Annotated in this window: 24 protein-coding genes and 3 tRNA genes; 12 read left to right on the top strand and 15 right to left on the bottom strand. The window is 63.1% G+C overall.

What is annotated here, in order from left to right; genetic code table 11:
• Window positions 1–21: 21 nt before the first annotated feature.
• Entirely contained in the window at window positions 22–942 is a 921-nt protein-coding gene (locus R6G97_RS24485) for an AraC family transcriptional regulator (protein WP_317847648.1), read from the bottom strand.
• Between the two features lie 102 nt (window positions 943–1,044).
• Between R6G97_RS24485 and R6G97_RS24480 the strand changes: the two genes are divergently transcribed.
• The 5 genes from R6G97_RS24480 to R6G97_RS24460 are packed head-to-tail and all read left to right on the top strand — an operon-like array spanning window position 1,045 to window position 5,489.
• Complete coding sequence (locus R6G97_RS24480; protein WP_043215397.1) at window positions 1,045–1,605, top strand: carboxymuconolactone decarboxylase family protein; 561 nt, start codon at window positions 1,045–1,047, stop codon at window positions 1,603–1,605.
• Window positions 1,606–1,653: 48 nt separating this feature from the next.
• Window positions 1,654–2,718: an acyl-CoA dehydrogenase family protein gene (locus R6G97_RS24475; RefSeq protein ID WP_182818730.1), complete on the top strand. Its 1,065-nt coding sequence runs from the start codon at window positions 1,654–1,656 to the stop codon at window positions 2,716–2,718.
• Window positions 2,715–3,542: an ABC transporter ATP-binding protein gene (locus R6G97_RS24470; protein WP_289717225.1), complete on the top strand. Its 828-nt coding sequence runs from the start codon at window positions 2,715–2,717 to the stop codon at window positions 3,540–3,542. Before R6G97_RS24475 ends, R6G97_RS24470 begins: the two co-directional genes overlap by 4 nt.
• Window positions 3,529–4,734: an ABC transporter substrate-binding protein gene (locus tag R6G97_RS24465; RefSeq protein WP_090345761.1), complete on the top strand. Its 1,206-nt coding sequence runs from the start codon at window positions 3,529–3,531 to the stop codon at window positions 4,732–4,734. Before R6G97_RS24470 ends, R6G97_RS24465 begins: the two co-directional genes overlap by 14 nt.
• Complete coding sequence (locus R6G97_RS24460; protein WP_043215387.1) at window positions 4,734–5,489, top strand: ABC transporter permease; 756 nt, start codon at window positions 4,734–4,736, stop codon at window positions 5,487–5,489. Before R6G97_RS24465 ends, R6G97_RS24460 begins: the two co-directional genes overlap by 1 nt.
• A 28-nt stretch (window positions 5,490–5,517) precedes the next feature.
• Here the strand turns inward: R6G97_RS24460 and R6G97_RS24455 are convergent, their stop codons facing one another.
• On the bottom strand, window positions 5,518–6,204 hold the full coding sequence (locus tag R6G97_RS24455; RefSeq protein ID WP_317847647.1) for a GNAT family N-acetyltransferase: 687 nt from the start codon (window positions 6,202–6,204) through the stop codon (window positions 5,518–5,520).
• Window positions 6,205–6,261: 57 nt separating this feature from the next.
• The gene (gene argC, locus R6G97_RS24450) at window positions 6,262–7,194 is read right to left on the bottom strand and encodes an N-acetyl-gamma-glutamyl-phosphate reductase (RefSeq protein WP_253132731.1); all 933 of its coding nucleotides are present in this window, start codon (window positions 7,192–7,194) and stop codon (window positions 6,262–6,264) included.
• Window positions 7,195–7,410: 216 nt separating this feature from the next.
• Between argC and R6G97_RS24445 the strand changes: the two genes are divergently transcribed.
• The 3 genes from R6G97_RS24445 to R6G97_RS24435 all read left to right on the top strand — a co-directional run bounded on the left by R6G97_RS24445 (window position 7,411) and on the right by R6G97_RS24435 (window position 9,467).
• Complete coding sequence (locus R6G97_RS24445) at window positions 7,411–8,292, top strand: LysR family transcriptional regulator (protein WP_043215381.1); 882 nt, start codon at window positions 7,411–7,413, stop codon at window positions 8,290–8,292.
• A gap of 97 nt (window positions 8,293–8,389) precedes the next feature.
• On the top strand, window positions 8,390–8,659 hold the full coding sequence (locus tag R6G97_RS24440; protein ID WP_043215378.1) for a hypothetical protein: 270 nt from the start codon (window positions 8,390–8,392) through the stop codon (window positions 8,657–8,659).
• A 118-nt stretch (window positions 8,660–8,777) separates the two neighbouring features.
• A complete protein-coding gene (locus R6G97_RS24435) occupies window positions 8,778–9,467 on the top strand; it encodes an MOSC domain-containing protein (RefSeq protein WP_182818742.1) in 690 nt (229 codons plus the stop codon).
• Window positions 9,468–9,476: 9 nt separating this feature from the next.
• On the opposite strand, the gene R6G97_RS24430 is transcribed toward R6G97_RS24435, so the two are convergent.
• From R6G97_RS24430 to R6G97_RS24420, 3 genes are all read right to left on the bottom strand, one after another.
• Window positions 9,477–10,118 (bottom strand): TIGR04211 family SH3 domain-containing protein, encoded by a 642-nt coding sequence (locus R6G97_RS24430; protein ID WP_043215374.1) that lies wholly within the window; start codon window positions 10,116–10,118, stop codon window positions 9,477–9,479.
• A gap of 260 nt (window positions 10,119–10,378) precedes the next feature.
• Window positions 10,379–11,752 carry a nucleotide 5'-monophosphate nucleosidase PpnN gene (ppnN, locus tag R6G97_RS24425; RefSeq protein WP_043215370.1) on the bottom strand — a complete coding sequence of 458 codons (1,374 nt, stop codon included), beginning with the start codon at window positions 11,750–11,752 and terminating at the stop codon, window positions 10,379–10,381.
• Between the two features lie 188 nt (window positions 11,753–11,940).
• Window positions 11,941–13,002 (bottom strand): YeiH family protein, encoded by a 1,062-nt coding sequence (locus R6G97_RS24420; RefSeq protein WP_090345774.1) that lies wholly within the window; start codon window positions 13,000–13,002, stop codon window positions 11,941–11,943.
• 109 nt (window positions 13,003–13,111) lie between these two features.
• On the opposite strand from R6G97_RS24420, the gene R6G97_RS24415 reads away from it, so the two are divergent.
• A complete protein-coding gene (locus R6G97_RS24415; RefSeq protein WP_043215366.1) occupies window positions 13,112–14,017 on the top strand; it encodes a LysR family transcriptional regulator in 906 nt (301 codons plus the stop codon).
• 35 nt (window positions 14,018–14,052) lie between these two features.
• Here the strand turns inward: R6G97_RS24415 and R6G97_RS24410 are convergent, their stop codons facing one another.
• The 3 genes from R6G97_RS24410 to R6G97_RS24400 form a co-directional block, all read right to left on the bottom strand.
• The gene (locus tag R6G97_RS24410; protein WP_442800212.1) at window positions 14,053–15,906 is read right to left on the bottom strand and encodes an invasin domain 3-containing protein; all 1,854 of its coding nucleotides are present in this window, start codon (window positions 15,904–15,906) and stop codon (window positions 14,053–14,055) included.
• Window positions 15,907–16,064: 158 nt separating this feature from the next.
• Window positions 16,065–16,322 (bottom strand): hypothetical protein, encoded by a 258-nt coding sequence (locus tag R6G97_RS24405; protein WP_442800211.1) that lies wholly within the window; start codon window positions 16,320–16,322, stop codon window positions 16,065–16,067.
• 172 nt (window positions 16,323–16,494) lie between these two features.
• Window positions 16,495–17,178, bottom strand: coding sequence for an energy-coupling factor ABC transporter permease (locus R6G97_RS24400; RefSeq protein WP_043209642.1), 684 nt, complete (start codon window positions 17,176–17,178; stop codon window positions 16,495–16,497).
• A 130-nt stretch (window positions 17,179–17,308) separates the two neighbouring features.
• Between R6G97_RS24400 and R6G97_RS24395 the strand changes: the two genes are divergently transcribed.
• From R6G97_RS24395 to R6G97_RS24385, 3 genes are all read left to right on the top strand, one after another.
• Window positions 17,309–17,938, top strand: coding sequence for a DUF1780 domain-containing protein (locus R6G97_RS24395; RefSeq protein ID WP_043209644.1), 630 nt, complete (start codon window positions 17,309–17,311; stop codon window positions 17,936–17,938).
• A gap of 133 nt (window positions 17,939–18,071) precedes the next feature.
• The gene (locus tag R6G97_RS24390) at window positions 18,072–18,245 is read left to right on the top strand and encodes a DUF3094 family protein (RefSeq protein ID WP_043209647.1); all 174 of its coding nucleotides are present in this window, start codon (window positions 18,072–18,074) and stop codon (window positions 18,243–18,245) included.
• An 84-nt stretch (window positions 18,246–18,329) separates the two neighbouring features.
• Window positions 18,330–19,625 (top strand): NAD(P)/FAD-dependent oxidoreductase, encoded by a 1,296-nt coding sequence (locus R6G97_RS24385; protein ID WP_253131678.1) that lies wholly within the window; start codon window positions 18,330–18,332, stop codon window positions 19,623–19,625.
• Window positions 19,626–19,884: 259 nt separating this feature from the next.
• Here R6G97_RS24385 and R6G97_RS24380 read toward each other — a convergent pair.
• The 6 genes from R6G97_RS24380 to rluD all read right to left on the bottom strand — a co-directional run bounded on the left by R6G97_RS24380 (window position 19,885) and on the right by rluD (window position 24,995).
• A tRNA-Lys gene (locus R6G97_RS24380) sits at window positions 19,885–19,960 on the bottom strand.
• A gap of 6 nt (window positions 19,961–19,966) precedes the next feature.
• Window positions 19,967–20,043 (bottom strand) — tRNA-Pro (locus R6G97_RS24375).
• A 4-nt stretch (window positions 20,044–20,047) separates the two neighbouring features.
• Window positions 20,048–20,123 (bottom strand) — tRNA-Asn (locus tag R6G97_RS24370).
• Between the two features lie 368 nt (window positions 20,124–20,491).
• Window positions 20,492–23,056, bottom strand: a complete 2,565-nt coding sequence (gene clpB, locus R6G97_RS24365; protein ID WP_043209651.1) for an ATP-dependent chaperone ClpB — start codon at window positions 23,054–23,056, stop codon at window positions 20,492–20,494.
• A 242-nt stretch (window positions 23,057–23,298) separates the two neighbouring features.
• Window positions 23,299–24,036 (bottom strand): peptidoglycan editing factor PgeF, encoded by a 738-nt coding sequence (pgeF, locus tag R6G97_RS24360; protein ID WP_317847646.1) that lies wholly within the window; start codon window positions 24,034–24,036, stop codon window positions 23,299–23,301.
• Window positions 24,033–24,995, bottom strand: coding sequence for a 23S rRNA pseudouridine(1911/1915/1917) synthase RluD (gene rluD / locus R6G97_RS24355; protein ID WP_043209655.1), 963 nt, complete (start codon window positions 24,993–24,995; stop codon window positions 24,033–24,035). The genes pgeF and rluD overlap by 4 nt, the downstream gene beginning before the upstream one ends.
• Between the last annotated feature and the right edge of the window lie 98 nt (window positions 24,996–25,093).

Raw genomic sequence — 25,093 nt, 5'->3', positions numbered from 1 at the left:
AAGCCCAGGCCCTGCGCGGCGTCAGTGGTCTGGCGGGTCTTCGTGCTGGCGGCGATAGGCGCCGGGTTGCACGCCCACGGCCTTGGCGAACGCCCGGGTGAAGGCCGCCACCGATTGATACCCCACCTGGGCCCCGACTTGCTCCACGGTATTGCCGGCCTTGAGCAATTGACAGGCATGGCGCATGCGCAGCGCCAGCAGCACCTGGCCTGGCGATTGGCCGGCCAGATCGTTGAAGCGTTTGAAGAATGCCGAGCGCGAAAGGCCCGTGCAGGCGGCCATGCTTTCCAGCGTCCACGCCTGGCCTGGGCTGGCGATCAGTTGCTCCAGCAGCGTGGCGAAGGCTGGCTGGCGGGCGAGGGCGACCAGCCCGTGCAAGGTCTCCCCGGCATGCACCTGCTGGCGCAACACGTACAGGAACAACAGATGAGTCAGGCGCTCGAGCAACGTCTGCGAGGGCGCGGGTGGGCGGCGGCACTCTGCCAGGATCAACTCGAACAACGCCCGCGCGGCATGCCCGGCCGGGTCATCGGCGCGCAGCAGGATCCAGTCGGCCAGGCCGTCGACGATCAGCGTCGACAGCCCCGATTGAAAGTGAAAGAACCCACACATCAACCCGACGCCTTCCTCGGCCTGGCTGTCCAGAGGCTGCATGGGCTGTCGCGGCTGAGTGCAGGCGCTGGCCGGGTCGGCATCGCTGGAAAGCCGGTAGCCCAGGTCGCGCAGCAGGAACACCGCATCGCCACGTTCCAGGCGAACGGCCTCGGGATGGCCGTCGACATGCAGCCAGCAATGCCCCTGCACCACCAGGTGGAAACTGGCTCGGCCCATCCCCTGGGTGCTGGCATGCCAGCCGCCACAGTAGCGGCCCACATGGAACAGGCTGGCATCGAGCTCCAGGCGCTCTAATAACCAATCGACAAGATGGCTGGATGAAATCATCTAATGCAAAGACTCAGGAGCAAGGAAAGGCGACTGATGAATATGGAGGGGAATTCTTATAACCAACAGACTATAAGCACACCTACCCAAGGAGACCACTCCATGACATCGCGCATTACTCTACACACTCTGCAAAGCGCCCCGGAAGCGGCACGGCCTTTCCTGGAAAACGCCCTGAAGAACTCAGGTTTCATCCCCAACTTGCTGGGCGTGCTGGCCAATGCGCCGGCGGCCTTGGAAACCTACGTGACCGTCTCGGCACTCAATGGCAAGGCCGAGCTGACCCTGGCTGAGCGCGAAGTGGTGCAGTTGATCGCCGCGACCGAGCATGGCTGCGACTTCTGCGTCGCCGGTCACACCGCTGTGGCGCTGAACAAGGCCAAGCTGCCTCAGGAAGTGGTCGACGCCCTGCGTGCCCGCGGCGAGCTGCCCAATGCCCGGTACGAAGCCCTGGCCGCGTTCACCCGCGAAGTGATCGCCACCCGTGGCAACGTCAGTGAGGCTACCTACGGCGCTCTGCGCGAGGCCGGCTACAGCGAAGGCAACGCCCTGGAAGCGATTCTCGGCGTGAGCCTCGCGACCCTGTGCAACTTTGCTAATGTGTTCGCCCAGACGCCGCTCAATGACGAGCTGGGCCAATACCGCTGGCAGCCTTCGGCCTGATCCGCCTGGTGCCGGCCTGGCCGGCGTTTCGAACAAAGGAGTAGGGACATGCTTGATTGCGCATTTCGACAATGGCTGGATGCCAATGCCGAAGCCATCGACCAGGGCCAGTGCGATCCGCACCTGGTACTGGCGCACATCGCCGAATCGCAGCTGCTGCGGGTCGGTATCGAGCCCGCCCTGGGCGGCTCGGGCGGGCGGGTCACCGACGCCGTCGAAGCCATCGCCGCCATTGCCAGCCGGTCCCTGGCCGCGGCCTTTGTCTGCTGGGGCCAACGCTCGTTCATCGAGTACCTGCTGCAGAGCCCCAACCAGGGCCTGCGCGAGCGGCTGCTGCCTAGCCTGCTCGCCGGTGAGCTGGCCGGTGCCACCGGCCTATCCAACGCCATGAAATACCTGTCGGGCATCGAGGCGTTGCAAGTCTGCGCCCAGCCCGCGGCAAACGGCTGGGCCCTCGACGGCCGTCTGCATTGGGTGACTAACCTGCGCAAAAGCGGCTTTGCCGTGGCTGCGGCGATCGAAGACGCCACCGGCGGCCCTCCGTTCGTGGTGGCAGTGCCTTCGAACCTGGCGGGCCTTGAGCGCTCCGACGACCTGGCGTTGATGGGCTTGCAGTCGAGCAACACCGCCGCGCTGGCATTCCATCAGGTAGCACTGGGGCGCGAGTGGCTGCTGCATGACAATGCCCGTGAGTTCCTGCCTAAAGTGCGTCCGGCGTTTCTGGCACTGCAGTGCGGCATGGCCATCGGCCTTGCGCGGCGTGCACTGGAGGAAGTGAGCGGGCACCTGCAGGGGCGCGGATCGTTCCTCGACGAGGCCCGGCAGGTACTGGCCGAGCGCTTGGAAAATACCGTGGACGAGCTCAAGCAGGGCTTGCTGGAAGGGCGCTTCACTCAGCAGCCGGCGGCGTTGTTCAAACTGCGCATCCTCCTTGCTGAAAGCGCAGCCGATGCCGTGCAGTTGGAACTGCAGGCCAGCGGCGGCAAGGCTTACCTCACCGCGTATGGCGAAGGTTTCGCCCGGCGCTGGCGCGAGTCGGCGTTCGTGCCCATCGTCACCCCGAGCCTGGTGCAATTGCGTGCCGAGCTGCAGCGTCAGGCGGCTGCAGCATGACCCAGGCGTTACTCCAAGCCCGCGACATCAGCCTGGGCTACCCTCGCGATGGCGGCTGGCAGACTGTACTGGAGCGCTTCGACCTGGCCCTGGCGCCGGGAGAAGTGGTCAGCATCCTGGGGCCCAGCGGAGTGGGCAAGTCCAGCCTGCTGCGCGTGCTGGCCGGGTTGCAGCAACCTTGCGGCGGCAGCGTGACCCTGCACGGCGAGCCGTTGCACGGGCCGCACCCGCGTCTGGCCGTGGCGTTCCAGGACCCGAGCCTGCTGCCCTGGCTGAGCCTGGAGAAGAACGTCGCTTTCGGCCTGGACTTCGCCCGCCAGCCCAAACTCAATGCAGCCGAGCGACGCGCCCGTATCGACCATGCCATCGAGGCGGTGGGGCTGGACCACGCGCGCAACCAGTACCCCGCGCAGCTCTCCGGTGGCATGGCCCAGCGCACTGCGCTGGCCCGCTGCCTGGCGCGTCAGCCCCAGGTGCTGTTGCTCGATGAGCCCTTCGGCGCGTTGGACGAGGTGACCCGCGCCGACATGCAGCAACTGCTGCTGCAGCTGATCGCCACCCATCGCACGGCGGCGGTGCTGATCACCCACGATATCGACGAAGCCCTGCTGTTGTCCGATCGCGTGTTGCTACTGGGCGACCACCCGGCGCACATCCTCGGGCAATGGGCTGTCGACCTGCCGCAGCCACGGGCGCAGCGGGTCGAGGAGCTGGGCACGTTGCGTATCGAGATCCTCAAGACCCTACGGCGGGCGAGCCGCTGCCCAGACCCTGTTCCTTCTCCCTTGCCGCTGCCGTCGGAGGCTCGCCATGTGCATGGATGATTGCTGTTCTACTACTTCCCGTCGCGACTTCATCAAGCTCAGCGCCATGCTCACCGCGGCAGGCGCCTTGCCGCTGCTCTCGAGCTTGCAGGCGCGTGCCGCCAGCGAACCGGACGCCCCGGTGCGCATTGGCTATCTGCCGATCACCGACGCCACGCCGTTGCTGGTGGCGCACAACAATGGCCTGTTCGAAGCCGAGGGCATCAAGGCCGAGCGTCCGGTGCTGCTGCGTAGCTGGGCCCAAGTGATCGAAGCGTTCATCTCGGGCCAGGTCAACGTGATCCACCTGCTTTCGCCGATGACCATCTGGGCTCGCTACGCCAGCCGAGTGCCGGCCAAGGTGGTGGCCTGGAACCACGTGGGCGGCTCGGGCCTGACCGTGGCGCCGGACATCACCGACATCAAGCAACTGGGTGGCAAGACCGTGGCGATCCCGTTCTGGTATTCGATCCATAACGTGGTGGTGCAGCAACTGCTGCAAGCCAATGGCCTTACACCGGTTTCCAAGCCGGCCAACGCGTCGCTGGCGGCCAACGAGGTCAATCTTTTGGTGCTGCCGCCGTCGGACATGCCGCCGGCCCTGGCCAGCAAGCGTATCGCCGGCTACATCGTCGCCGAGCCCTTCAATGCCCTGGCCGAGGACCTGAAGGTCGGACGCGTGCAGCGCTTTACCGGCGATGTGTGGCGTAACCATGCCTGCTGCGTGGTGTTCATGCACGAGCACGACCTGAACAACCGCCCCGAGTGGTCGCAGAAGGTGGTCAATGCCATCGTCAAGGCCCAGCTGTGGACCCGCGACCATCGGGCCGAGGCAGCCGCGCTGCTGTCGAAGGCCGGCCCCAACAAGTACACACCACATACCCCGCAGGTGCTCGCCAAGGTGTTGGCGCCGGCCGCAGAGGACCGCGCCGGTTATATCGCCAGCGGTGCGATCGCGCATCAGCAATGGGATGAGAAACGCATCGACTTCCAGCCGTATCCATTCCCCAGCTACACCGAAGCGCTGGTCAAGCACCTCAAAGGCACGCTGATCGAGGGCGACAGTGGCTTCCTGGCCGGGCTGGACCCGGCCCAGGTGGCGCGCGACCTGGTCGATGATCGCTTCGTGCGTACAGCCATCGAGGCGGCCGGTGGTTTGGCGGCGTTCGGCCAGCCCGACAGTTTCGAGCGCCATGAGGAGTTCGCCGTCTGATGGGCAAGTCTGTCATGCATGGCCTCCTGGGCCTGGCGGGGCTGTTGGGGCTGTTGCTGCTGTGGTGGGCGGGGGTGCAGGTGTTTGGCGAGGCCGACGGCCTTTCGGCGCGTTTTTCGCCCCAGGCCACGCTGGCCAGCCTGGTGCAATTGCTGGGCGAGGGCGAGGTCTATGGGCATGTCTGGGTCAGTCTCAAGCGCATCCTGGTGGGGCTGTTGCTGGCGCTATCGGTTGGCGTGCCCTTGGGCTTGCTGGTGGGCAGTTACCGCCACCTGGAGGCTGCGACCACACCGGCGTTCCAGTTCCTGCGAATGATCTCGCCGCTGTCGTGGATGCCGGTGGTGGTGATGTTGATGGGGGTGGGCGACCAGCCGATCTATTTCCTGCTGGCTTTCGCCGCGCTGTGGCCGATCCTGCTCAACACCGCCGCAGGCGTGCGCCAGCTCGATCCGCGCTGGTTGCAGTTGTCCCGTAGCCTGAGCGCCACGCGCTGGGAAACCTTGTGCAAGGTGATCATCCCTGGGGTGATCGGCCATGTGCTGACCGGTGTGCGTCTGGCGATCGGCATCCTGTGGATCGTGCTGGTGCCGTGCGAGATGCTTGGGGTCAGCGCAGGGCTAGGCTATTTCATCCTCGATACGCGTGACCGGCTGGCCTATTCGGAGCTGATGGCCATGGTGCTGCTGATCGGTGCGCTGGGGTTCATGCTCGATGCACTGGCCCGTGGGCTGCATCGGCGGTGGGTACACGCCTGAAATCGCCGGGACCGCCCAGCGGTCCCGTTCAATGCACGGTCTTGCGCTGCTTCACACAGGCCTGTGCCTGCAAGGCCAGGGCATCAAGGCGTTCGTCGCGCTGTTTTTCCGCCGCCAGCATGGCCTCGTCGCCATGCTGCTTGAGCAGGTAGGCGTGAATCTGCCGCACTTCAGTGGTGCGATAGATCGGGGCGATGTCCAGACGGCCGATCAGTGCGCCACTGGCGTGCCCGGTGCTGCTCATCAGCACCTGCGGCCCGGCGGCGGCGGCCACCTGCAAACCCATCGCCTCGAACCATGGCACTTGCCCTGCAAAGACATTGAGCTCGACACAGGCATAGCGTGACTGGGCATCGGCCAGCAGCGCTCGGGCGATGCCTTGGCGGCGGTGGTCTGGGTGCACGGCCAGAAACGCCAGCACGCAGGCCTGATCGTCATCCTGGGCAGGCAGGGCAAGGGCGAAGCCGAGCAGTCGGTCCGGTGCTTCGGCATCCAAGGCCAGGGTCAGTTCCACGGCCAGACCTCGGGTGCCGTCCATGGCCTGCAAATACTGATGCACCTCCAGGCCGACGCCGTACTGGTACAGCGGGTACAGCGGGTTGTCCGGGGTGATGGCCACGCTGCTCAGTTCACCGACATGGTCGATGACCAACTGACGGATCTGATTCTGGAAGGATTCGGGGGGCACACCGTCGAGGTGGCTGAGAATGAACATCGGGCAAGCTCCAGCAGGGTCGAACCGTCCCGCGCCGAGCGGCGCGGGAGGCACAGTCTAACCCAGGGCGGCGAGCATCAGGTCGAGGTTCTGCACGGCGGCGCCCGAGGCGCCTTTGCCGAGGTTGTCGAACACGGCCGTGAGCACCACTTGGCCGTAGGCCGGGTTGGCGAACAGGGCCAGGCGCAGGTCGTTGGTGTCGTTGAGCGCCTCGGGGTCCAGTTTGCTGGCCGGACCCTGCTGATGCAGTGGCATCACCTGTACATGGCGTGCACCGTGGTAGTGCTGCTCAAGGCAGGTTTGCAAGTGTTCAGCGGTGATGCCGCCGGCCAGCAGGCGCAGTTGCAGGGGGATGCTCAGCGCGATGCCCTGGCGGTAGTCGCCATAACCCGGCAGGAACACCGGGCGTGCAGCGAGCCCGGCGTGTCGCTCGATCTCCGGTACATGCTTGTGGGCCAGTTCCAGGCCATAGAGTTGAAGGGCAGGCACCTTGACGGCGCTAGTTTGCTCATGAAGTTCCACCGCCGACCGGCCACCCCCGGAATACCCCGAGATTGCATGGATGCTCAGCGGATAGTCCGCCGGCAGCAGCCCAGCCTGGATCAGCGGGCGCAGCAGAGCGATGGCGCCGGTCGGGTAGCAACCGGGGTTGCTCACCCGCTTGGCCCGGGCGATGCGCTCGGCTTGTTCGGCGTCCAGCTCAGGTAGCCCGTAGACCCAGCCGGGCGTGGTGCGGTGGGCGGAACTGGCGTCGATCACACGTACTGCCGGGTTGTGGATGGCCGCCACCGCTTCACGGGCTGCGTCGTCAGGCAGACAGAGCAGGGCGATGTCGGCGTCGTTGATGGCCTCGGCGCGGCGTTGCGGGTGTTTGCGCTCGGCGTGCGGCAGGGTCAGCAGGCGCACGTCCTGGCGGCCTTGCAGGCGGGCATGGATCTGCAGGCCGGTGGTGCCTTGGTCGCCGTCGATGAAGACGAGAGGGGTGTGCATGGTCGGGATCCGTGTGCGAGAGAGATGGCCTATGCTCGCCTGCGGCTGGACGAAAGAAAATTTGAATATCATGATGCTTGGATTCAGAAAAAATGAATGACCGTGTCAGTCTTTTTGCGGGTAGATCCGCTCCCAGGCCGACCGCTGAACCAGGATCCACGCCGTACCTGTGGGAGCGGGTTTACCCGCGAACAGGCCAGCCCCCAGAGGCCCCCCATGCGCGAAATCAGCCTCGACCGCCTGCGCACGCTGGTGGTCATCGCCGACCTCGGTTCCTTCGCCGAGGCCGCTCGTCAGCTCAACCTGGCTGCGCCCACCATCAGCCTGCACGTGGCCGAGCTGGAAGCGCGCGTGGGGGCGCCGCTGCTCACCCGCACCCGAGGCCAGGTGCGCCCCACCACCGTGGGCGAGACGCTGCTGGGCCGCGCCCGTCGCCTGCTGGCCGATGCCGACCTGGCCCTGGACGAGGTGCGTCGACAGGTGCAGGGGCTGACCGGGCGTGTGCGCCTGGGGGCCTCCACCGGGGCCATCGCCCATCTGCTGCCCAAAGCCTTGGCGCACCTGCGTGAGGCGCATCCGGGCATCGACGTGCAGGTGCAGGTGCTGACCTCCCAGGCTTCCCTGGCGCGCCTGCGTGAGGGCACGCTGGACATCGGCCTGGTGGCGCTGCCCCAGGTAGCGGGCAGAGGGGTGAAGCTCACCCCCTGGCGACGCGATCCGATCATGGCCTACCTGCCGGCCGACTGGCAGCCGCCCGCTAAGGTCACGCCGGCCTGGCTGGCCGAGCGAGCGCTGATACTCAACGACAACACCACCCAACTGTCGCGGGTGACGGCGGAATGGTTCGCCGCAGCGGGGCTGTACCCCGAGGCGCGCATCGAGCTGAACTACAACGATGCGATCAAGAGCCTGGTGGCGGCAGGCTATGGCGCGACACTGCTGCCCCAAGAAGGCGAAGCGGAGCGGCTGAACCCGCGGATTGCCCGTCGGCCCTTGCGCCCTGGCCTTTGGCGTCAGCTGGGGATCGCCTGCCGGGAGGGGCAGGTGGAGCGGGCAACCGGGTACGTGCTGCAGGCGCTGGAGCGCTTGCGTCAATGAACTGTGGCTGAATCTTTGAGCAAGGCTATGCTTTTGGCTGCGTCGGGCCCGCCGACGTGCCTGTCAGAAGTCCGGCTTTTCTCACGGAGAACACACCATGAAATCCCTGACACTGCTGCTGATCGCTTCTGCATTGAGCTTCACCGTTCACGCCGAAACCGGCCCGGAAACCAACTGCGCCGCCAAGATCAAGGAACTTGAGGATATCCACCGGACCGATGGCCAGGCCCTGCATGGCGGCATGGCCAAGGACTATCAGAACCTGCTCAACCAGGCCAAGGAGGCTCAGGCCGCAGGCAACATGGCTGAATGCCAGGCTTCAGCCGACCGCGCCAAAACCATCTACAACAAGGCCCGCGGCAAGTAGCGCGCCGACCGCCCGGGCCTGGTCGCCACCGGTGCGATGGGCCTGGGTAGGCGAATATGATCGTGGCGTTCGTGTCTCTGGGGTAAGCTTTGCGCCGGCAACCCAACGAGACCCTGGCATGACTCTGAACAGCCTCATCCTGGACAACCTGCTCACAGGCTTGGCCCAACCTTTCACCCGCCCTGGCTCGCGCAGTGCCATTGCCAAGCACCCCCGCCAAGGGCCGCTGGCCGTAGGACGGCTCGGGCTCGAAGGCGACGAGCAGGGGGATCTGCGGGTCCACGGTGGTGTGGAAAAGGCCATCCACCACTATCCCCGCGAGCACTATGCAGCCTGGGCGGCAGAGCTTGGCGAGCATCCATTGCTGGCCGAGCCCGGCGCATTCGGCGAGAACTTCAGCACCACCGGTTGGCGCGAGGCGGATGTCTGCCTGGGCGACCGGATTCGTGTGGGGTCGGCGCTGCTGGAGGTGTCCCAGGGGCGCATGCCCTGCTGGAAGCTCAACGACCGCTTCGACGTGGCGCAGATGGCCTTGCGCGTTCAGCAAAGTGGGCGCACCGGTTGGTATTACCGGGTGCTGGAGGAGGGCGTGGTGCAGGCGGGCGAGCGCTTGGAGCTGGTCGAGCGCCCGCACGGCGAATGGTCGGTGGCGCGCCTGTCGGCGGTGCTGTTCGATAAACACCTAGAGCCTGAGCTGTTACGCGAATGCCTGGCATTGCCGCTGGTGCCATCCTGGCGCAAGACCCTGCAACGGCGCCTGGAGCATCGCCAGGTCGAAGACTGGGCGCCGCGTCTGCACGGCGCCTGAGGGCTATTGTCAGAACCAGCGGTCGTTGCGTTTACGACCGCGGGTCAATGCCGGCAGGATCAATCCCGCGAGCAGACCGGCCCCGGCGATGCTGCCGCCGTAGACCATGTAGCGCATCATCACTTGCTTGTTCTCATCACCCAGACGCGCCTGGGTGTCACGCAGCGACGACTGCACCTGGTCGAGTTGTTCGTTGAGCGACTTGTTGCGCGTTTCCAGTTCGTCGATCAGCGCCTTGCGCGAGTCGAGGGTTTCCTGCATGCCCTGGACGCGATTCTTCCAGCTGTCGTCGATGGTCTTGAGCTGTTCGGACAGCTGCGTCACCTGCGCGTCGAGTGCCGGCAGGCGTTCGGCCTGGCCCGGGACCGATTGCAGGTCGCTGCTCAGGATCCATACCAGATCGCCGTTTTGCCCGCGGACCTGGCTGTATTCCCCTTGGGTGCCCACCAGCGTGACCTTCTGCCCGGCCTTGACCGAACCCACTATACGGTGGCCGTTGGTGGGGCCGCTGCGCACATAGGTGCTCAGGCTGTCGCTGACCCAGCGTGCGTCGCTGGCCGGTTCTTCGGCATGCGCGGGGATAGCCAAGGCAAGCAAGGAGGCTGCGAGCAGGGGGGCAAGGGCAAAGGAGGCTGGTCGGGAATCAGGCATGGTGATCTTCGCTGGAGCTGGACAAAAGTAGGCCCGATGACTGGGCCGATGAACCGGTCGGTGAGTTGACCGTCAGCGAAAGACCGTTTTTATCGAGGCAGGTTCACTGCTTGTTGTAGGAAATGTCTGCAGGATGTTGCGAGTAGCGGCTGTGGCGCTGGCGCGAGCTATGTAGTGTCCGCTTTGCGGATAAACCCGCTCCCACAAGGGCCGTGCGGACCTGTTGGGCGCGAGTTCAGCCGCTCAGCGGTCGCGACGGGTTAGGTCACTACCTGATAACAAGGCACATACGCTGCCCCACCGGGCAACTTCATCCGGTGCTGATCAACGAAGGCCTGCAGCAAGCGCCCAAGCGGGTCGAGCACCGCGCTGTCGCCACGGATCTGGTACGGCCCGTGCTCTTCGATCAGGCGAATGCCCTTGTCCTTGACGTTGCCCGCCACCACCCCGGAGAAGGCCCGGCGCAGGTTGGCGGCCAGCTCATGGGGCGGCAGGTCCCGGCGCAGCTCGAGGTTGGCCATGTTTTCATGGGTGGGGTCGAACGGGCGCTGGAAACCTTCCTCGATCTTCAGCAGCCAGTTGAAGTGGAAGGCATCGTTGCGCTCGCGGCGGAACTGCTTGACGGCCTTGAGTCCCTCGACCATGTGCCGGGCCACTTCGGCCGGGTCGTCGATGATGATCTGGTAATGCTGCTGGGCCGTCTCGCCCAGGGTCGCGCCGACGAAGGCATGCAACTGCTGCAGGTACGCCTCGGCGCTGCGCGGGCCAGTGAGCACGACGGGGAAGGGCAAGCCTTCGTTGTCTGGGTGCATGAGGATGCCCAGCAGGTACAGGAACTCTTCGGCCGTGCCTGCGCCACCGGGAAAGATGATGATGCCGTGGCCGACCCGCACGAACGCCTCCAGGCGCTTTTCGATGTCCGGCAGGATCACCAGCTCGTTGACGATCGGGTTGGGCGCTTCGGCGGCGATGATGCCCGGCTCGGTCAGGCCCAGGTAACGGCTGCCGTGCATGCGCTGCTTGGCATGGGCGATGGTCGCGCCTTTCATCGGGCCTTTCATCACGCCCGGGCCGCAGCCTGTGCATACGTCCAGCTTGCGCAGGCCCAGCTCGTGGCCGACCTTCTTGGTGTACTGGTATTCCTCGCTGCTGATCGAGTGGCCGCCCCAGCACACCACCATCTTCGGTTCCACGCCCGGACGCAGCGTGCGGGCGTTGCGCAGCAGGTGGAAGACGTAGTCGGTGATGCCCTGGGAGCTTTCCAGGTCGATGCGCTGGCTGGCCAGCTCGCTTTCGGTGTAGACGATATCGCGCAGGGCGCTGAACAGCATTTCGCGGGTGCTGGCGATCATCTCGCCATCGACGAACGCGTCGGCCGGGGCGTTGAGCAGCTCCAGGCGTACGCCGCGGTCTTGCTGATGGATACGCACCTCGAAGTCCTTGTAGGCCTCGAGGATGGTCTTGGCATTGTCGACATGGGCGCCGGTGTTGAGGATGGCCAGGGCGCACTGGCGGAACAGGGTGTAAAGGCTGCCGGTACCGACTTCACTCAGTTGCTGGACTTCACGTTGCGACAGCGTCTCCAGGCTGCCTTTGGGGCTGACGGATGCGTTGATGACATGGCGTTGGGGCATCTAAGTCTTTCCTGTGCAATGAAACTTCCTACTTGGACACCACCATACCGACAAAAACGCACGGCAACGAGGGGGGCGCAGAAAAAGCCTCATTGCCGCTTGCCAAGCGGTTACCCCAGCCCTGCACGATCGTGGGCGGCGGCATAGCCTGCGATGGCGCACGGCGCTCCGGGATCAGCCGCTGCCATTCATCCGAAAAGCCGTTGTACTCCCAGGGTGATGGCCAGACCGCCACCGATCAGCCACAGGTTGAGGATCGCCCCGGTGATCAGCGCGCGCGGGCCAGCCTGGCGGATCTGGCTCACGCGGGTTTCCATGCCCAGCGCGGTCATGGCCATGGTCAGGGCGAAGGTGTCGAGGCTATTGATGGTGTTCACCACCGCTGCCGGCAGGACTTGCAACGAATTGACCAATACCAGCAGCAGGAAGCCAAAGGCGAACCATGGCACGGCGATACGCCCGCCGCCCTGGGCCTGGCCTTGCTTGCGCGAGCGGCTGACCCACAGGCCCACCACCAGCAGCACCGGCACCAACAGCAACACACGGGTCATCTTCACGATGGTGGCGATGTGGGTGGCCTCGGGGCTCACGTTGCTGGCCGCACCCACTACCTGCGCCACTTCGTGCAGGGTGCCACCGAAGAACAGGCCTACGCCGAGATTGTCGAGTTGCACCCAGCCGGCGCTGACCGCCAGTGGGTAAAGGAACATCGACAACGTGCCGAACAGCACCACGCTGCCCACCGCCATGGCCGCCTTGTGTGGCTGCGAGCGCAGCGCCGATTCGAATGCCAGCACCGCAGCTGCGCCACAGATCGCGCTGCCCGCAGCGGTCAGCAGCGCCGTGTCGCGGTCAAGCTTCATCACCTTCATGCCCACCAACAGGCCCACCAGCAGGGTGCTGACCACCACCAGCAGCGAGACTGTCAGACCCGACCAGCCCACCTGGGCGATCTCTTGCAAGCTCACCCGCAGGCCAAAGAACGCCACGGCCAGGCGCAGCAGGTTGCGCGCCGAGAAGTTGACCCCCGCCGCCCAGCTTTCCGGCAGCCCATAGCGCAGAGCATTGCCATACAGGGCACCGGCGACGATGCCGACGATCAGCGGGCTGATCCCCAGCCCGGCGATGGCCGGCAGGGCCGCCACCTGAGTGACGGCGAGGGCGAACAGGGCGACGAACAGAATACCGTTGAGCCGCCCACGGGTCGCGTGGGAAGGCGCAAGGGCGGGAGTAGGGTGGGCCGTGGCCATGGTAAGACCTCCGATGTGTATTGATAAGGTCTACGTTAATTCAGTTATAAGCTTATAAAAAATCGTGATTTAGGATGGCAAGTATCCGCTTAGCTGATATTTTGAACGTATGACCCCTGAACAACTGATAACTTTCGCCACCGTCGCCGAGCACGGCAACATCAGTCACGCCGCCGCCGCGCTGCACTTGTCGCAGCCGGCCGTGTCGGGTCAGCTGAAGTTGCTGCAGGAAGCGTTCGGTGAGCCGCTGTATCAACGTGCCGGACGCGGGGTGCGCCTGACGGCCGCCGGCGAGCAACTGCTAGGCCACGCCCAACGCCTGCGCGAGACCTTTCTCCAGGCCCAGGCCCTGCGCGACGCCATGCGTGGGATGGAGCGCGGCACCTTGCGCATCGGCGCCAGTACCACCCCAGCCAGTTACCTGTTGCCCTACCTGATCGCGGACTTCCACGCCCGCTACCCGGATATCGCGATCACCACGACCCATGGCAACACGGCGGAAATCGTCGCGGCTCTGGGTGAGCTGGACATCGCCTTGATCGAAGGCCCGCCAGGCCAGGAACTACCGCTTGGCACCAGCGTCACCGCCTGGCGCGAGGACGAGATCGTCGCCATCGTTCCGAGCGGCCATCCGCTGGCCGACGGCGTTCAGGTGCAGACGCTTCAAGCGCTGGGGGCGTATCCGTTGGTGCTGCGCGAAAGTGGCTCGGGGGTACGGCAGTTGGTGGAGCGCGCCTTTGCCCGGGAGGGTGTGCCGATGCGCGTGGCGTTAGAAATTGCCGGAGTGGAGGGGGTCAAGGAAGCGGTACGGGCGGGGATGGGCATTGGCTTCGTGTCGGCGATGTCCATTCGCCATGAAGACAACGCCTTGTACCGGCTGGGCATTGCACCGCAGCCATTAGCGCGGCATTTCTCGATACTGATGCCCCATGCCGCCGCGCCGTCGAGGGCGGCGCGGCGGTTCTTGGGGTTGTGTTTCGCGGACGTACCAGTCGTTGGCCGTAGTGCTGTTTAGGTTTTGTACGAAATGTAACCGGGCTCGGTCGTTTGTTACTTTAAGGTTCTGTAGCAAATTGCTTTGCCATCGACTGAGCCTTCAGGTGCCACCTCGGTTGCCCCGTCCATGAGAAGCAGGCGCAGATAGTGGCCTGCGCCAGCGGGGTCGGACAGCCACGTAGAGTTGGCCAGAAAAGAATAGCCCACGAAGCCGTACTCTGAAGCTGGGGTACCGACTCCTATTACGCCTTCTCCTTTTGTGGCGTCGGCCTTGGACACTGGCTGAAGTCCAAGAGCGGAACACCTGTTCATCGCGGCAGCCCAATTCCTTGATAATGAGTTATCGATATAAAACCATTTTTTTATCCTGAAGGTGTAGCTGTGTGAGACGTGGCTGCCCTTGCGGGTTCCCGTAATGGTGATTTCGCCTGAAGCATCATCAGGCGGAGTGGAAAATATAAAAAGGCCGGAGGAGCGATGGGTCAACCAGCTGACACTGGATGACCAGTTGTAATCTTTGGAATGGGCGCCGTTTGCAAGTGTTGCGGAAAACCCTACGCGATCGTAAGCCGTCGTGGGGAACCCGCTATCGACAGCGTGTGAATATTTACCAGGATACGAGTAACTGTGGAGTTCGGTGATGTGAGTACTCATCAGGGACAGGCGCGCATCCGCTCCCAAAGGTTCGTTATCGATCTTGGGCGTCATGGTGTAAAGATCGGGTTGCGAGCCGCTCAATGTAGCCTCGTACACCCCTGTGTTTCCAACTTCGACGATACGGCTCAATTCAACATCCGACGCAGGATTGCCCTTTGAGTCGGTCACGGTAAATGACACTTGGCCGACAATGCCACTGATTGGCTGCCCAAGCGAGTTCTTGACAATGAACGATGCTTTCGCCTCGTCCACGCCATCTGCCAGGATATCGGTCTTGCTTAGCACGAGCCGGGAGCTTCCTGCCGCAGGCGGTAAGACCTTCAGCTCCACTGATTTTGCCAGTGAGTCCATGACGTCACCGTCGACTTCAGGTGTGAGCGTAAAGTCCCCAGCTTGAGTACCACGCAGCGTGGCGCTGTATTCCCCTGTCGTGCCTTTTTCTTGAATAGCCGTCACGGTGATCTTGCCGGGTTCAGGCTGTTTGCCGCTGTCATCGGTCACGTTGAAAATGAGTAGGTTGGCCAGGCCGCTCACGGGTTTGTTGTCGGCATTCCTTGCTATGAACGTCAAGGTTGTTGAGTCGAAGCCATCTGCGTCGATGGACGGTGGCATAACCTTGAACGCTGAGTTGAGCTCCGCGGGCGGCAGTGCCTGTAATTCCACGCTGGCTTTCAGGGTACCGACGGGCTTACCGTCAAAATGAGGCGCAACGGTGTAATGGCCTGCCAGGAGGCCGCGCAGCTTCGCGGTATAAGTGCCTGCGCTTTCCACGATGGCTTCAACGGTGACATCCGGTGGCGAGACATTGCCACTGGCGCCATTCACCACGAACGCCAAGTGTTTGCCGATGCCCTCGAGTGGCAGGCCATTCGCATCCCTGGCGTCAAAGGCCAAGGTGGTGGTGGCCTTGTTATCAGCTGCAATGGTGGGCCGACTTGCCGAGAATCGAGAGCTGCCTGGGTTCGGTAGCACGCTCGTTGTGGAAACCAAGGCTTGCGCCAGTGCCGTGCCCTGAACCGTCGGTGTCAGGGTGACTGTCTGCTCGGTCTTGCTGGCAGTGACCTGGATCTCGTATACGCCAGGCGAGGTGCGTGTTGGATCCGAGACCTTGATGTCGTCCCCGTGCTTGCCTGCGCGTACGTGGTCGCTGGTGATCTTGATATCCGCCAAGGCGATGTCCACCGGCTGCTGCTGCTCGTCGCGGATGGCGAGGGTCAGGGTTTGCTGAGTCTTGCCATCGGCCGGCAGCACGGTATGGGCAGGGGTGAAGGTCGAGTGGCGCGCGCTTTCTCGGTCACTTGCTTGACCGCTTCGATCTTGAATTCTTCGGGGTAACGCTGACGACTCATGGCACCTCCTATTTGGGCCTCATTATGAGGCTTGGAGGTGTCTACGAAACCAGGGGCGATTCAGTCATCTGGACCATTGCGGGCCAGATCGGCGTGGATGTTTGCAGCCTCGGCCATCAGAAAGGCCTCATGGCTGGTGCAGTTTGGTGTAGAGGGATCACCGAGAATAACCAGCTCACCTTTTATCACCACACCGCCGGCAAGATGCGCATTTAAAACATTGAATTTTGCGAGTTGATTTCGTGAAAGCATCAGCTCTGATTTAAGCGATTCATAATTTTTGGTTTCAAGATTGATAAACGACCGGGCTTCAGACACTCATGTACCTCATACGTATTTCCCTTAATGATTCAGCACCAACAGCGGATCGAGAGTAGGGACGTATGAAGCACGCGGCAACGGCGCAAGCGCAGTAAAAGGTCAAACAAGGAAACGTACTACAGACACTGTTGGAACTATCAAACAAGAACTGACTACCGGCGATAACTATTCAACGCCTCTCGTCATCATTCCAAGGCGCCTGTAAATATCGGGTGCGATTGAACGTCTCCAACCACTCCGGACAAAACACCACTAAAGCACTGATCACCGTCCCATTGATAAAAGCCTCGGGGAAGATGATCAACCACAGGTAGCCAATGAAGTCCGATAGCCATTCCGGCATGGCGAAACGTCCATCCAGCCAGAGCAGGCCAAGCCCAGCCAGGACGCACAGCAAGGCCGACAACGCCGCGGCGAAAAATCCAGAGAAGATATAGACGAACAGGTTACGCGGCTGGGCGCGCTCGACCAGGATCGCGCAGACCTCCGTGACCAGCACCGGCAGGCCGATGATCAACAGGCCGTTGACGCCCAGGGCGGCCAGGTCCTGTCGGCCCAGCGCCAGCAACCCGAGTTGGGCGAGGAAACCGCCGAGTACCGCGAGCGGCCAGTCCAGCAACAGGGTCACCGCAGTCATACCGATGAAGTGGTAGGAGACGCCTGTGTCGAAATCCCGCCGGACCAACCACAGCACGAACAAGCCGAAGACCGTGCCAAACAATAAATGCTGGCGACGGCTGTCACTGAACAACTCGACCCAACGCGTGCGGCTCAGGGCCCATACCAACAGGGGCACATAGCCGAGCCAACCCAGGGTCAGGCTGGCGGTGGACAGGACCTGCGCACTGATCACCGGTTCGCTCCTTCGGACGGCCGCGGATACGCCGAGTCTACACCCGATTGCCGAGGCTATCGTTCTGCCACCGGTTTCCTGCGCACAAACAGCATCTTACCGTCATGGATTAGCGACTAAGCTTGTTCCCATGGATGACTCAGACTACCTGCGCCTGCTCACCATCCAGGCCGAACAAGCCAATGCCTTCCTCTCCAACGCCCGTAAATGGGAACGAGAGCGTTGGGTGTGCCAGCGCCTGTTGCAAGGCTTGAACATCGCTTATCGCAGCGAGGACTTCACACCGGCGGGCCAGGAGCCGCCTGACGTGCTGTTTCGTGATGCCGCCTTCGAGGTGTTCTTCGTGCTCGACGAAGGGCGCCGGCTCAATGACGAATGGCGCGAGGAGCTGCAACGCCGGCGCAGTGCGTTTTCCCTGAGCCAGCTGGTGCGTCGCGAGGCGCGGCCAAGGCGGATCAGCGCCCAGGAGCTGCTCGGGCGCCTGGCCCCGACGCTGCGCAAGAAGGCGCACAACTATCGGGAACGCGGGCTGGATCTGAGCGAGCTGGATATCATCGCCTTCGCCAGCCTCAAGCGCGAAGTGCTGGACCTCAACAGCCACTTCCCGCCGCCTACCGAATACCTGCGCCAGGGGTGGCGCTCGCTGTCGCTGGTGGGGCCGACGTTCGCCCGGGTGCTGTTCGCCCACCCCGACGCACCGGATTTTCTGCGCGGGAACCTGGGGCGCAGCATTGTCTTCGATGTCGGTATCAGTCTTTGATCCACTGCCGAGAGTCTTTGCGATGGCGTACACTCGGCGCCAGTGATAGAAAGCATTATCATTCGATATCAAGTGCTTGCGAGAACCCTGTGGTGTTTTCGCAGTCACAAGCGTCTATCTGACGAGGCCCACCATGACCAGCCGCTTGAATCCAGAAGATCAGCGTCGTGTCGATGAATACCTGCAGGCACCTCAGCATCGAGTCGAGCGCAAGCCATTCCGGCCTTTGCTGCTCCTCGTGGTAGTGGTGGCTGTGACCATCGGCCTGGGCCTGCTTAGCCGCCTGTTGAGTGGACTGGTGCTATGAGCTGCCTTGCGCTCGCCCTCCCCTCGCCCCTGTCGCGGCCGGCCCTTGGGGCCAAGAATTCCTTAAACCTTATGAGATATCCCCATGACTCATCGCATCGTGATTGTCGGCGGCGGCGCCGGCGGCCTGGAACTGGCGACCCGCCTGGGTAAAAGCCTGGGCAAGCGCAAGCAGGCCGAGATCACCCTGGTCGACGCCAACCTCACGCACATCTGGAAGCCCCTGCTGCACGAAGTGGCCGCCGGCTCGCTGAACTCCTCGGAAGACGAACTGAACTACGTGGCCCAGGCCAAGTGGAATCACTTCAATTTCCAGCTGGGGCGCATGAGCGGCCTGGACCGTGAGACCAAGCAGATCCAACTGGCCGCAACCCTCGATGAAGAAGGTCGCGAACTGCTGCCTGCGCGCACCCTGGGCTACGACACCCTGGTCATCGCCGTGGGCAGCAACACCAACGACTTCGGCACACTCGGTGCAGCGCAGCATTGCCTGTTCCTGGATACCCGCAAGCAGGCCGAGCGCTTCCATCAGCAGTTGCTCAACCACTACCTGCGCGCCCATGCCGGTGATGTGGCCAGCGAGAAGATCAGCGTGGCTATCGTCGGCGCCGGCGCCACCGGTGTGGAACTGGCGGCCGAACTGCACCACGCGGCCCACGAACTGGCGGCCTACGGCCTGGACCGCATCCAGCCCAAGGACATGCACATCACGCTGATCGAGGCAGGCCCACGCGTGTTGCCTGCCCTGCCTGAGCGTATCAGCGTGCCGGTGCACAAGACCCTGGAAAAACTCGGGGTGAAAGTGATGACCAACGCGGCGGTCAGTGAAGTGACCGAGGATGGTCTGAAGACGGCGTCCGGCGAAGTGATCCAGGCGAGCCTCAAGGTATGGGCGGCCGGTATCCGGGCGCCAGGCTTCCTCAAGGACATTGATGGCCTGGAAACCAACCGCATCAACCAGCTGGTGGTGCGCCCGACCCTGCAGACCACCCGCGACGACAACATCTTCGCCTTCGGTGACTGCGCCGCCTGCCCGCAACCCGGCAGCGACCGCAACGTGCCGCCACGGGCCCAGGCCGCGCATCAGCAGGCTTCGATGCTTGCCCAGAGCCTCAGGGCTCGGCTTGAGAACAAGCCGCTGCCGACTTATGAATACAAGGACTACGGCTCGCTGGTTTCGCTGTCTCGCTTCTCGGCGGTGGGCAACCTGATGGGTAACCTGATGGGCAGCGTGAAGCTGGAGGGCTGGTTGGCGCGGATGTTCTATGTGTCGCTGTACCGGATGCACCAGATGGCGTTGTACGGGTTCTTCCGCACGGCACTGATGATGCTGGGTAGCAAGATTGGGCGGGGTACTGAGCCGCGCCTGAAACTGCACTGACAGGCCAGCCCTCGCTTGGAGGAATGGGGTTGTCCGCGAGTACGATAGTGAATCGGCTATCGCTTTCGCAGGCAAACCCGCTCCCCCAACCGGCGGCGATACACATCAAGGCACCGGAAGGTGCTTTTTTTGTGCTTCATCGTCGGGTACTGCCCGAAATCTTTGAAGGGGCACTGACGGGTGCCGTCGTGCAGTGACAAGTTTGGATAAATTCGAGGCAAAAGAAAAAGGGCATCTCATTCGAGATGCCCTTTTTACATGGTGGGTCGTGTAGGATTCGAACCTACGACCAATTGGTTAAAAGCCAACTGCTCTACCAACTGAGCTAACGACCCGGAAAATGGTCGGGGTGAGGGGATTCGAACTCCTGACATCCTGCTCCCAAAGCAGGCGCGCTACCGGACTGCGCTACACCCCGAAATTGGCTCCGCGACCTGGACTCGAACCAGGGACCCAATGATTAACAGTCATTTGCTCTACCGACTGAGCTATCGCGGAACTGAACTTCGTACAACTTCGAAGCCTGTGTTAGCTTCGAACTCTTCAGCGTTGTCGCTGCTGAGGCCGGCTATTCTACATTCTTCGTTTTGCTTGTCAACCCCCAATTTGCTTTCAAGTTACTGATTTGCAAATTGTTTTCAGATCCCTTGTACCGCTGGTGATCTGCGTAGTGCCTGACAGCGGGGCGTATATTAGGGGCACTCGATTTTCTGTGCAAGCATTTTTTTCAAAATATTCAGCTAGTTAGATCGGGCCCAGAAAAATCAGGGGTTTGCGTTACCGAGCAACTGCGTCGACAGGCCCAACGCCGCAAAGCCGAAACGAAAAAGCCCCGCCAAGGCGGGGCTCTTTCTTGACTGCCGGGCTCAGGCAAAGACGATTTCGTCGCCTTCGACCTTGGCGGTGATCGCCGCACCAGGCAGGAACTGCCCACCGAGGATCAACTGCGCCAGCGGGTTTTCGATCCAGCGCTGGATCGCACGCTTGAGCGGCCGTGCGCCATACACCGGGTCGTAACCGACTGCGATCAGTTTGTCCAAGGCCTCCGGGCTCAGGCTCAGCGACAGCTCGCGCTCGGCCAGACGGCTGCGCAGGCGGCCAAGCTGGATCTCGGTGATACCGGCGATCTGCTCGCGCCCCAGCGGCTCGAACACCACCACTTCGTCGATCCGGTTGATGAACTCCGGACGGAAGTGCGAACTTACCGCGTCCATCACCGCAGCACGTTGCGCCTCACGGTCACCGGCCAGTTCCTGGATCTGCGCCGAGCCCAGGTTGGAGGTCATCACGATCACCGTGTTGCGGAAGTCCACGGTACGGCCATGGCTGTCGGTCAAGCGGCCATCTTCAAGTACCTGCAACAGCACGTTGAACACGTCCGGGTGAGCCTTTTCCACTTCGTCCAGCAGCACCACCGAATACGGCTTGCGACGCACAGCCTCGGTCAGGTAACCGCCCTCCTCGTAACCGACGTATCCGGGTGGAGCGCCGATCAGGCGAGCCACGGAGTGCTTCTCCATGAACTCGGACATGTCGATCCGTACCATGGCCTCCTCGGTATCGAAGAGAAACTCGGCCAGCGCCTTGCACAACTCGGTCTTGCCCACACCGGTCGGGCCGAGGAACAGGAACGAGCCGCTTGGGCGGTTCGGGTCGGCGAGACCGGCCCGGGAGCGACGTACGGCGTTGGCCACGGCGGTGACGGCTTCGTTCTGGCCGATCACGCGCTGGTGCAGCAACTCTTCCATCTTCAGCAGCTTCTCACGCTCGCCTTCGAGCATCTTGGCCACCGGGATGCCGGTCCACTTGGAGACCACTTCGGCGATTTCTTCTTCAGTCACCTTGTTACGCAGCAACTGGTTCTCGGTCTTGCCGTGCTGGTCGACCATCTGCAGGCTGCGCTCAAGATCAGGGATGATCCCATACTGCAGCTCGGCCATGCGGCTCAGGTCACCTTTGCGGCGGGCAGCTTCGAGTTCCTGACGGGCCTGCTCGATCTTTTGCTGGATCTGCGCAGAACCCTGCACCTCGGCTTTTTCCGAGGCCCAGATTTCTTCCAGGTCGGAGTACTCACGCTCCAGACGCTCGATTTCCTCGGTCAGCTTCTCGAGGCGTTTTTTCGCGGCCTCGTCTTCTTCTTTCTTGAGCGCCTGGGACTCCACCTTCAGCTGAATCAAACGACGGTCGAGGCGGTCGAGCACTTCAGGCTTGGAGTCGATCTCCATGCGGATGCGGCTGGCCGCTTCGTCGATCAGGTCGATAGCCTTGTCCGGCAACTGACGGTCGGTGATGTAGCGGTGGCTGAGCTTGGCCGCGGCGATGATGGCACCGTCGGTGATGGCCACTTTGTGGTGCACCTCGTAGCGCTCCTTCAGGCCACGCAGGATGGCGATAGTATCTTCCTCGCTCGGTTCCTCGACCAGCACCTTCTGGAAGCGGCGCTCGAGCGCTGCGTCTTTTTCGATGAACTGGCGATACTCGTTGAGCGTGGTTGCGCCCACACAGTGCAGTTCACCACGGGCCAGGGCCGGCTTGAGCATGTTGCCGGCGTCCATGGCGCCCTCGCCTTTACCGGCGCCGACCATGGTGTGCAGTTCGTCGATGAACAGGATGATCTGGCCTTCCTGCTTCGACAATTCGTTGAGCAACGCTTTGAGGCGTTCTTCGAACTCACCGCGATACTTCGCGCCAGCGATCAGCGCGCCCATGTCCAGGGCGAGCAGGCGCTTGCCTTTGAGGCCATCGGGCACTTCGCCGTTGATGATGCGCTGGGCCAGGCCTTCAGCGATGGCGGTCTTGCCCACGCCAGGCTCACCGATGAGCACGGGGTTGTTCTTGGTACGACGCTGCAGGACCTGCACGGTACGGCGGATCTCATCGTCACGGCCAATCACCGGGTCGAGCTTGCCTTCCTCGGCGCGCTTGGTCAGGTCGACGGTGTATTTGTCCAGAGCCTGGCGCGACTCCTCGGCATTGGGGTCGTTGACCGCCGCACCGCCGCGCAGGTTGTTGATGGCGTTTTCCAGCGCCTTCTTGCTCACGCCCTGGCTGAGCAGGAGTTTGCCAAGCTTGCTGTTCTCGTCCATGGCGGCGAGCAACACAAGCTCGCTGGAAATGAACTGGTCGCCCTTCTGCTGGGCCAGGCGGTCGGCCTGGTTGAGCAGGCGCGCCAGGTCCTGGGACATGTTCACATCGCCCGTGGGATTCTGGATTTTCGGCAGTTGGTCCAGCTCTTTGGCCAAAGCCTGACGCAGGCCATTGATGTCAAAGCCGACCTGCATCAGCAGCGGCTTGATGGACCCGCCTTGCTGATCGATCAGCGCCTGCATCAAGTGCAAAGGTTCAATGGCCGGATGGTCCATGCCCACGGCCAGGGATTGGGAATCGGATAACGCCAGTTGCAGCTTGCTGGTCAAACGGTCTATTCGCATGGGGATACCTTCCTATAAGGGCAGGCGGAGCGATGGATAGCACCTGTAATGAAGAACCTGCCTGAGATGACCAATAGATAAGGCTGATTCTGGGTTTTTCAAGCTTAGCGGGGTTGACATAGGTCAGCAGTGCGGATCTGACCAAGAGCGCTTTGCGCGCCCGGGCAGGCTTCTACAAGATATTCGCGAGACTATAGGCGCTGGCGAGGTCTGGGATGAGGCGCGAAGCGGCCCCTAGGGCATCAAGGCCGCAGCCAGACCAACGAAGCGAAACGCCCACCCTGCGGCGTGCGTCGATAAGAGAAGAAGCGAGGGTCGTTGACCGTACAGAAACCACCACCATACACAGCGGTGACCCCACGGGCCGCCAGGCGGATACGCGCCAGCTGGTAGATATCGGCCATCAGTTTGCCCGGGCGCTCACCGTTGACGAAGGCTGCAGCAGACTCGGGGTGCACGGCGGTAAAAGCATCGCGCACTTCCAGCCCCACCTCGAACGCCTGTGGCCCAATGGCCGGACCCAGCCATACCAACACCTCGTCGGCAGGAACACCGAGGCGATCGAGCGTGGCTTCCAGCACACCGCCAGCCAACCCGCGCCAGCCTGCATGAGCGGCCGCCACGCGAGTACCGGCACGGTCGCAGAACAGGGCCGGCAGGCAGTCGGCGGTCATCACCGTGCAGGCGATGCCGGGCTGGTCGGTGAAACTGGCGTCGGCCTCGGCCACCACCGCCGGGTCGGCATCGGCCACAACCAGGCCATGCACCTGCTTGAGCCAGGCCGGCCGGATGCCGAAGGCGTCGCTCAGGCGGCGGCGATTCTCGCCGACCGCAACCGGGTCGTCGCCCACGTGGTCACCCAGGTTGAAGGACTCGTAGGGCGGCAGGCTGACGCCGCCCTCGCGGGTGGTGACGCAGGCGTGCACCGAGGCCGGGGCCGGCCAGTCGGGGAACAGCAGCGACTGCGTCAGGCCGCTCATCCGATGAAGCTCTCACGGTCCTGGGCGAGCAGCGACAGCAACCAGACGAAATCATCCGGCAACGGCGAAGCCCATTCCATGCGTTCGCCGGTGGTCGGGTGGTCCAACGCCAGGAAGCGCGCATGCAAGGCCTGGCGCGGGAAGTGCTTGACCGCCTCGACCATGGCCACGCTGGCTGCCGGTGGAATGCGGAAGCGCCCGCCGTAGGTCTGGTCGCCGACCAGCGGGAAGCCCACATGGGCCATGTGCACGCGGATCTGGTGGGTACGGCCGGTTTCGAGTTTGACCCGCACATGCGTGTGCGAGCGGAAGCGTTTGAGTACGCGATAGTGGCTGACCGCAGGCTTGCCGCCGTCGGTCACCGCCATGCGCTGGCGCATGCCGCCGTGACGGCCGATAGGCGCGTCGATCTTGCCACCGGCGGTGACCACCCCGACCACGATGCACTCGTAGATGCGGCTGACCGAGCGCTTTTGCAGCTGGTCGACCAGGTTGGTCTGGGCCTGCAGGGTCTTGGCCACCACCATCAGGCCGGTGGTGTCTTTGTCCAGGCGATGCACGATACCGGCACGCGGCACGTTGATGATGTCCGGCACGTGGTGCAGCAAGGCATTGAGCAGGGTGCCGTCGGCATGGCCCGCCGCCGGGTGGACCACCAGCCCGGCAGGCTTGTTGATCACCAGGATCTGGTCGTCTTCGTAGACGATATCCAGCTCGATGTCCTGGGCCACCCATTCACCCTGGGCTTCCTGCTCGGCGTCGAGGGCCAGCACGGAGCCACTGTGGACGATATCGCGCGGGCGCAGTACCGCGCCGTCGACCGTCAGGCGGCCGTCCTTGATCCACGAGGACAGGCGCGAGCGCGAGTACTCGGAGAAGAGTTGGGCGGCGACTTGGTCGAGGCGTTGGCCCCCCAGTTCGGACGGGACCTCTGCGCTAAGTTGAATGATCTCGGACATGCTCGATTCGGCGGGCGCACAGCCTTTGGTTTCAGCTGCACGCTTGTGGTTAAATACGGCTTCTTTTGCCCCGGGTTTGGCCGGGGGCGCTCATCATA

It is taken from the genome of Pseudomonas sp. HTZ2, assembly GCF_033173945.1.
Classification (GTDB): domain Bacteria; phylum Pseudomonadota; class Gammaproteobacteria; order Pseudomonadales; family Pseudomonadaceae; genus Aquipseudomonas; species Aquipseudomonas guariconensis.
Note: the sequence above shows the minus strand (reverse complement) of the source record. Positions and strands in the feature narration are given on the sequence as shown.

Coding starts and splice junctions, on each gene's coding strand:
- R6G97_RS24485 (WP_317847648.1), bottom strand. CDS start 942: ATGATTTCATCCAGCCATCTTGTCGATTGGTTATTAGAGCGCCTGGAG.
- R6G97_RS24480 (WP_043215397.1), top strand. CDS start 1,045: ATGACATCGCGCATTACTCTACACACTCTGCAAAGCGCCCCGGAAGCG.
- R6G97_RS24475 (WP_182818730.1), top strand. CDS start 1,654: ATGCTTGATTGCGCATTTCGACAATGGCTGGATGCCAATGCCGAAGCC.
- R6G97_RS24470 (WP_289717225.1), top strand. CDS start 2,715: ATGACCCAGGCGTTACTCCAAGCCCGCGACATCAGCCTGGGCTACCCT.
- R6G97_RS24465 (WP_090345761.1), top strand. CDS start 3,529: ATGTGCATGGATGATTGCTGTTCTACTACTTCCCGTCGCGACTTCATC.
- R6G97_RS24460 (WP_043215387.1), top strand. CDS start 4,734: ATGGGCAAGTCTGTCATGCATGGCCTCCTGGGCCTGGCGGGGCTGTTG.
- R6G97_RS24455 (WP_317847647.1), bottom strand. CDS start 6,204: ATGTTCATTCTCAGCCACCTCGACGGTGTGCCCCCCGAATCCTTCCAG.
- argC (WP_253132731.1), bottom strand. CDS start 7,194: ATGCACACCCCTCTCGTCTTCATCGACGGCGACCAAGGCACCACCGGC.
- R6G97_RS24445 (WP_043215381.1), top strand. CDS start 7,411: ATGCGCGAAATCAGCCTCGACCGCCTGCGCACGCTGGTGGTCATCGCC.
- R6G97_RS24440 (WP_043215378.1), top strand. CDS start 8,390: ATGAAATCCCTGACACTGCTGCTGATCGCTTCTGCATTGAGCTTCACC.
- R6G97_RS24435 (WP_182818742.1), top strand. CDS start 8,778: ATGACTCTGAACAGCCTCATCCTGGACAACCTGCTCACAGGCTTGGCC.
- R6G97_RS24430 (WP_043215374.1), bottom strand. CDS start 10,118: ATGCCTGATTCCCGACCAGCCTCCTTTGCCCTTGCCCCCCTGCTCGCA.
- ppnN (WP_043215370.1), bottom strand. CDS start 11,752: ATGCCCCAACGCCATGTCATCAACGCATCCGTCAGCCCCAAAGGCAGC.
- R6G97_RS24420 (WP_090345774.1), bottom strand. CDS start 13,002: ATGGCCACGGCCCACCCTACTCCCGCCCTTGCGCCTTCCCACGCGACC.
- R6G97_RS24415 (WP_043215366.1), top strand. CDS start 13,112: ATGACCCCTGAACAACTGATAACTTTCGCCACCGTCGCCGAGCACGGC.
- R6G97_RS24395 (WP_043209644.1), top strand. CDS start 17,309: ATGGATGACTCAGACTACCTGCGCCTGCTCACCATCCAGGCCGAACAA.
- R6G97_RS24390 (WP_043209647.1), top strand. CDS start 18,072: ATGACCAGCCGCTTGAATCCAGAAGATCAGCGTCGTGTCGATGAATAC.
- R6G97_RS24385 (WP_253131678.1), top strand. CDS start 18,330: ATGACTCATCGCATCGTGATTGTCGGCGGCGGCGCCGGCGGCCTGGAA.
- clpB (WP_043209651.1), bottom strand. CDS start 23,056: ATGCGAATAGACCGTTTGACCAGCAAGCTGCAACTGGCGTTATCCGAT.
- pgeF (WP_317847646.1), bottom strand. CDS start 24,036: ATGAGCGGCCTGACGCAGTCGCTGCTGTTCCCCGACTGGCCGGCCCCG.
- rluD (WP_043209655.1), bottom strand. CDS start 24,995: ATGTCCGAGATCATTCAACTTAGCGCAGAGGTCCCGTCCGAACTGGGG.